Annotated in this window: 7 protein-coding genes; all 7 read left to right on the top strand. The window is 49.9% G+C overall.

Going from position 1 to position 5,251, the window contains the following annotated elements:
• Positions 1–297 (top strand): hypothetical protein (locus tag PPL9_RS25140; RefSeq protein WP_208989618.1); only part of this gene is annotated, 297 nt, incomplete at its 5' end.
• A gap of 40 nt (positions 298–337) precedes the next feature.
• Positions 338–2,446: a type VI secretion system tip protein TssI/VgrG gene (gene tssI / locus PPL9_RS25145; protein WP_057465266.1), complete on the top strand. Its 2,109-nt coding sequence runs from the start codon at positions 338–340 to the stop codon at positions 2,444–2,446.
• 20 nt (positions 2,447–2,466) lie between these two features.
• On the top strand, positions 2,467–3,048 hold the full coding sequence (locus PPL9_RS25150; protein ID WP_208989619.1) for a hypothetical protein: 582 nt from the start codon (positions 2,467–2,469) through the stop codon (positions 3,046–3,048).
• Positions 3,045–3,335: a PAAR domain-containing protein gene (locus tag PPL9_RS25155; protein ID WP_057465268.1), complete on the top strand. Its 291-nt coding sequence runs from the start codon at positions 3,045–3,047 to the stop codon at positions 3,333–3,335. Before PPL9_RS25150 ends, PPL9_RS25155 begins: the two co-directional genes overlap by 4 nt.
• Positions 3,336–3,339: 4 nt before the next feature.
• Complete coding sequence (locus tag PPL9_RS25160) at positions 3,340–4,155, top strand: FHA domain-containing protein (protein WP_208989620.1); 816 nt, start codon at positions 3,340–3,342, stop codon at positions 4,153–4,155.
• Positions 4,145–4,639: a type VI secretion system lipoprotein TssJ gene (gene tssJ / locus PPL9_RS25165; RefSeq protein WP_082597106.1), complete on the top strand. Its 495-nt coding sequence runs from the start codon at positions 4,145–4,147 to the stop codon at positions 4,637–4,639. The genes PPL9_RS25160 and tssJ overlap by 11 nt, the downstream gene beginning before the upstream one ends.
• The coding region (tssK, locus tag PPL9_RS33725; protein WP_208989621.1) for a type VI secretion system baseplate subunit TssK at positions 4,639–5,251 on the top strand (613 nt) is incomplete at its 3' end. The genes tssJ and tssK, both read left to right, overlap by 1 nt.

Genomic DNA, 5,251 nt, shown 5'->3' on the forward strand with positions numbered 1-5,251 from the left:
ATAATGGAGTTTCAAATGGCCGAACTCATTGAGATAGAAGAAGTACCTGAGATTTACGTCATGGAGTACGGCGGCAACTATTATCTTGTTCGCGGCGCCGCTTACCTTGACCAGATTCTGTTTGGCAAAGAGCCACTCAGCTTCCCCGTGCTCATCAAATCCGTCAAAACCTGGGATGAGGTTCTGGTGAATTGGGAGAATACCGGGGGCTCCATGCCCTGGATCCTCAATCCCAGCATTGTTGAACGGATGGAACGAGACAATCGCAAACTGACCTCAGACAGCTTCAACGCCTGAGACCGAACGAGAAACGTTTTAGAAATAGGCAGGTCCTGGAATGTGTGCGAGCAAAGTAACTGAAAATCGGCTGTTCACGATCAGCTTCGATGGTGGAGATGACAGTTTCCACCTTTGGAAGATGAAGATGACCAGCGAAATGAGTGAGCTCTACGAAATGGTCGTAGATTGCCGATCATTCGAGCATGACCTGAGCCTTGATAAGATGCTTGGGCAGACGCTTACGCTTGAAATGAAAAAAGTGTCCGGCACAAGCCTGTCTTCTGACCAGTATCTGAATGGGTTTGTAACCAAGGCCATCTATACGGGACAAGATCATGGCTATTCAACTTACCGGCTTATTGTACGCCCGTGGCTTTGGTTTTTGACCCTTACCAGCAACTGCCGGATTTTTCAGGAAAAGTCGACGCCAGATATCTTGAAGGAAGTCTTTCAGGAAGCAGGTTTTACCGACTTCAAAAACAAGCTGAGTGACAGTTATGATCCTCGGCCCTATTGCGCGCAGTTTCAAGAAACCGATTTTAACTTTATCTGCCGCCTGATGGAGCAGGAAGGGATCTATTATTACTTTGAGCATGAGGATGGCCAACACACGATGGTATTGGCAGATTCCTATAGCGCTCATGAAGACATCAAAGGCGAGTCCAGCCTTCCCTTCTATTCTGAGGAAGACCATTTCCGTCGCGGAGCTGATCACTTTTGGGATTGGCGACACAATGAAGAAATCCAGACGGATGAAGTTGAAATCAATGACTATGATTTCACTAAGCCCACGAGTGATTTGAAAGCTAATGCTAGCGAAAAGAAGTCCCACCAACTTTCTGGCCGCACCCGGTATATGTATCCAGGCCATTACGAGGAAGTCAGTGTAGGTGAAAAGCGAGCCAAGGTGCGCGTTGAAGAAGCCAGTGCGGCTTACGCCAAGGTATATGCGCGCGGCAACGTCCGTGGATTGCGACCCGGATACCTTTTCAAATTGGATCAGTTTTCAGACGACCCAAGTCAGGAAAAAGAATACCTGATCACGAAGGCGATCTGTGAGGTCTCCATCGAGTTTGCGCGCGATGAAGAGCAGGAATTTTATGACGCAATCACCTATGAGATTGAGGCGGTCGATTCCAGCGTTCAATACCGTAAAGCCTCTACTACACCCTGGCCTAATATGAACGGGTTGCAGTCCGCAGTTGTTACTGGCGCGGATGGTGAAGAGATCTGGACCGATGAGTATGGCCGGATCAAAGTGCAGTTCCATTGGGATCGTGACGGACAGAACGATGATAAATCTTCTTGCTGGGTGCGTGTCGCGCAAATGTGGGCAGGTAAAGGTTGGGGCGGTCTCCACATTCCCCGTGTTGGGCAGGAAGTACTCGTTGATTTCTTAGATGGTGATCCCGACCGACCTATTGTTGTGGGCAGCGTTTACAATGGAGAGCAGACTGTTCCTTATGACCTGCCCGGTGAAGCCACAAAGTCTACGCTTAAGAGCGAGACATCCAAGGAAGGCGGCGGGAACAACGAGTTCTTGTTTGAAGACAAGAAAGATGAGGAACTCGTTCAGCTCACAGCTGAGAAGGACTACGAGCGCACCGTTAAAAACAATGAAACCGTCAAGATTGGTTTCGACAAGCAAGAAGATGGTGACCAGACAATCGAGGTCTATAACAATCGCAATCTGACGGTTGATCAGGGTGACGAGACCTACACAATCAAGACCGGTGGCCGAACCACAACTGTCGAAAAAGACGATGCCCTCTCAGTCAAGTCTGGCAATCACACTATTACAGTTGAGAGCGGTGACCAGAGCATCTCCATGAAGCAAGGTGCGCAGACTGTTGAAGCCATGAAAGACATCGGTGTGACCTCGCAAACCGGCGATGTGAAAGTGGACGCATCTGCAGGGTCAGTGAAAGTCTCCGGAACCCAAGCCATTGAGCTCACCTGTGGTGGCAGCTCGATCAAAATGGATCCCATGTCCATCACCCTCACCGCTGGCCCCAGCTCGCTCAAACTTGAAGCCGCTCAGGCTGAGTTGAAAGGCTTGATGGTGACCGTGAAGGGTGATGTTCAGGCGACCGTTGACGGGACATTGACCACCTTAAAGGGTGCTGGCATCACGACGGTACAAGGTGCTCTCGTCAAGATTAACTGAGGCGCATTATGGAAAATAGCGTGACAAATACTACACTGCTCCTCAACTCCTACAAGGATCTACTGGAAAAGAGACCTTTAGAACTTGGAAATGAAGCAGTACCATTGATAGAGGGACAGAAGCCTTCTATCGAAGTTGTGGATACCTTGGCAGAAGCGGAGCTCATGTCTGACGCCATTAAGGTTCTCGCTCACGCCCTGAGTAAACCACGCGCAGTGTGGTGGGCCAGTCAAGTCAGCAGAGCTACCTTTCCGGAAGGCAGTCAACCACCCGATGAAGACGAAATAGCGCTGAAAGCCGCCGAAGACTGGGTCCGTAAACCCGAAGAAGACCTGCGCCGTGCAGCAATGAAAATTGCTGATGACGGAGGATATAAAAGCGCCGCTTCTCTTGCCGCGGCAGCGGCTGGTTGGAGTGGCGGTAGTATGGGATCTCCTGAATTTGACCCTGCACCACCCCCAGAAAACCTAACTAGTATTGCCGTAGGGTCATCTATAGTTTTGTCTGTATACGACAGTAACGTGGAGGACCCTGAAGAGTTCTTAGTCAAAGCTTACAAGTTAGGACGAGCACTCGCAGATAATGAAATAGAGGCCCTATGAGTTTCCCAGCAGCACGCATGACAGACATGCACGTCTGTCCAATGGTGACCGGTATCGTTCCTCACGTAGGAGGCCCGATATCTCTTGGAGCACCGACGGTTTTGATCGGAAACTTACCAGCGGCGCGCATGACTGACATGTGCGTTTGTGTTGGGCCTCCAGATACAATTATGAAAGGCAGTGTCACCACTTTGATCGCCGGATTGCCGGCGGCGCGTATGCTGGATGTCACTGCTCACGGCGGCACCATCATCCTTGGCTGGCCCACAGTTTTAATCGGGGGCTGAGGATATGACTGATAACACGAGCATGGTTTTAGTACTCATTTTGACCAAGGGGCATGAGTTGGTCGACACAGGAAAATGCACGCGCATACTGCGACAGGAACGCTGCGTCATTGGACGTGGAAGCAGTGCGGATTGGATTCTTCCCGATCCTGCAAACCAGCTTTCACGCCGTCATTGTGTCGTTGAGTGGAACGACGGGGCCTACCGCGTCGTCGATACCAGCTCCAATGGAACCTTTGTTAATGATTGGGACGAACCAGTTCCCAACGGTGAGGCCTGTGGCCTTCAGGATGGCGATGTTATCAGAATCGGAAACTATTACATCAGCGCACAAATGTTGCCAGAAGATGCTGATGCCCGTCTGAAAGTGGATGACTTTCTTGCAGAACCTGAGAACCCTGATCCACTTGCAAATCTTCTTCCTAAAGAACTCGACATGGAGGATGACGACTGGGTCGATGACCAGATCGTTACCCCTGAAGACGAACTTTCTGAGGTTCTGAATGACCCACTGGAATCTCCAGAATCTATTCTCAGAAAGGCGACTGAAACACTGGACTCCTACCCTGCCAGCGCTGGGAAAGAACCTATTCCGCCAGTTAGTTATGGATTTGAAGGATACAAATATTCCAGCTCAGTACCGTTTGAAAGTGAAAGCGGCATCTCAAGCGAAGAAGGTGCAAGTGCGTGGGATCACAACCGCACGGAATCCGATTCATTTAAATTGCCCAGAACGCATCACCAGACCATTCCTGAGGACTGGGATGTAGCCCCGAAAAAAGACATTCAGAACAAAGCTCGTAAACCAAATGACGATTAGCCACATCAAACGCATTGCGTACATTTTGCTTTTGAGTATCGGTCTGGCCTCCTGCTCCGCCGAGATGCCGATGCCTGTCATGATCACGACGACAGTCATCGCAGACAAGGAGTTGAACCAGAACGCAGATGGGATGTCGACGCCTGTTCAGGTGAAGATCTTTTACCTTACGTCTGATGCCGAGTTTAAAACTCATGACTTTTTCACTTTGTTTGAAAAAGGAGACCAGGTTCTGGGCAAAAACCTGCTTGCTATGAAGGAAGTTTTCATAGCTCCCGACAAGATCATGAAGGTAGCAGTCAAGGTTGACCCCAGCGTGGCATTTGTCGCTGTGCTCGGTGCCTTTCGGAAAGTGGATACAGGAACATGGAGTTCGGTGATTATGGTTCCAAACAATCAGCCATCGAGCCTCATTGCGTATTTGAGCAAGCTTGAAATTACTCTGCAGCCCGACAAGACAGTAAAAGAAGGATGGTTCTATTAATGACCACTCATAACAAAGTTGTCTGGTCAGAAGGTCTGTTTCTACAGCCGCAGCACTTTCAGCAGCATGATCGCTATCTGGAACAGCTGGTCAGTGACACGATCTCAAGCATTCGCCCTCACCCCTGGGGCCACACAGAGCTGAAAATCAATCAGGAAGCCCTCAAACTGGGCCAGTTTGCACTCAATTTTGCCAGTGGTTTGATGCCAGACGGCACGCCTTTCAAGATGCCACAGGAATGTGACGCCCCTGCGTCTATTCCAGTTCCTGAAAGCGTAAAAAATTCGGTCATCTATCTTGCATTGCCCATTCGCCAACCTGGTGCCTACGAATATGAATATCCAGGTGTGCAAGAAACCGCTGCGCGCTATGTGGTGCATGAATCCGAGGCGCGCGATGCAATTACTGGAAGCGATGCCAGCGTCCAGATGGAAACTGGCCGGCTACGGTTCTCTTTTAAGTTCGACTTTGAGGATCTAGAAGGCTGGATCTGCTTGCCTATCGCTCGTGTGATTGAAGTGCGAGCAGATAAGCAAGTTATTTTAGATGACGAGTACATCTCCACGTGCCTCGCCTCACATTCCTCCTCTGTGCTTTATGGGTACATTCGCG

This window comes from Pseudovibrio sp. POLY-S9 (assembly GCF_001431305.1).
Lineage (GTDB): Bacteria > Pseudomonadota > Alphaproteobacteria > Rhizobiales > Stappiaceae > Pseudovibrio.

What these genes read in the sequence shown, in the direction of transcription:
- PPL9_RS25155 (WP_057465268.1), top strand. Translation starts at nt 3,045, where the DNA reads ATGAGTTTCCCAGCAGCACGCATGACAGACATGCACGTCTGTCCAATG.
- tssJ (WP_082597106.1), top strand. Translation starts at nt 4,145, where the DNA reads ATGACGATTAGCCACATCAAACGCATTGCGTACATTTTGCTTTTGAGT.
- PPL9_RS25160 (WP_208989620.1), top strand. Translation starts at nt 3,340, where the DNA reads ATGACTGATAACACGAGCATGGTTTTAGTACTCATTTTGACCAAGGGG.
- tssI (WP_057465266.1), top strand. Translation starts at nt 338, where the DNA reads ATGTGTGCGAGCAAAGTAACTGAAAATCGGCTGTTCACGATCAGCTTC.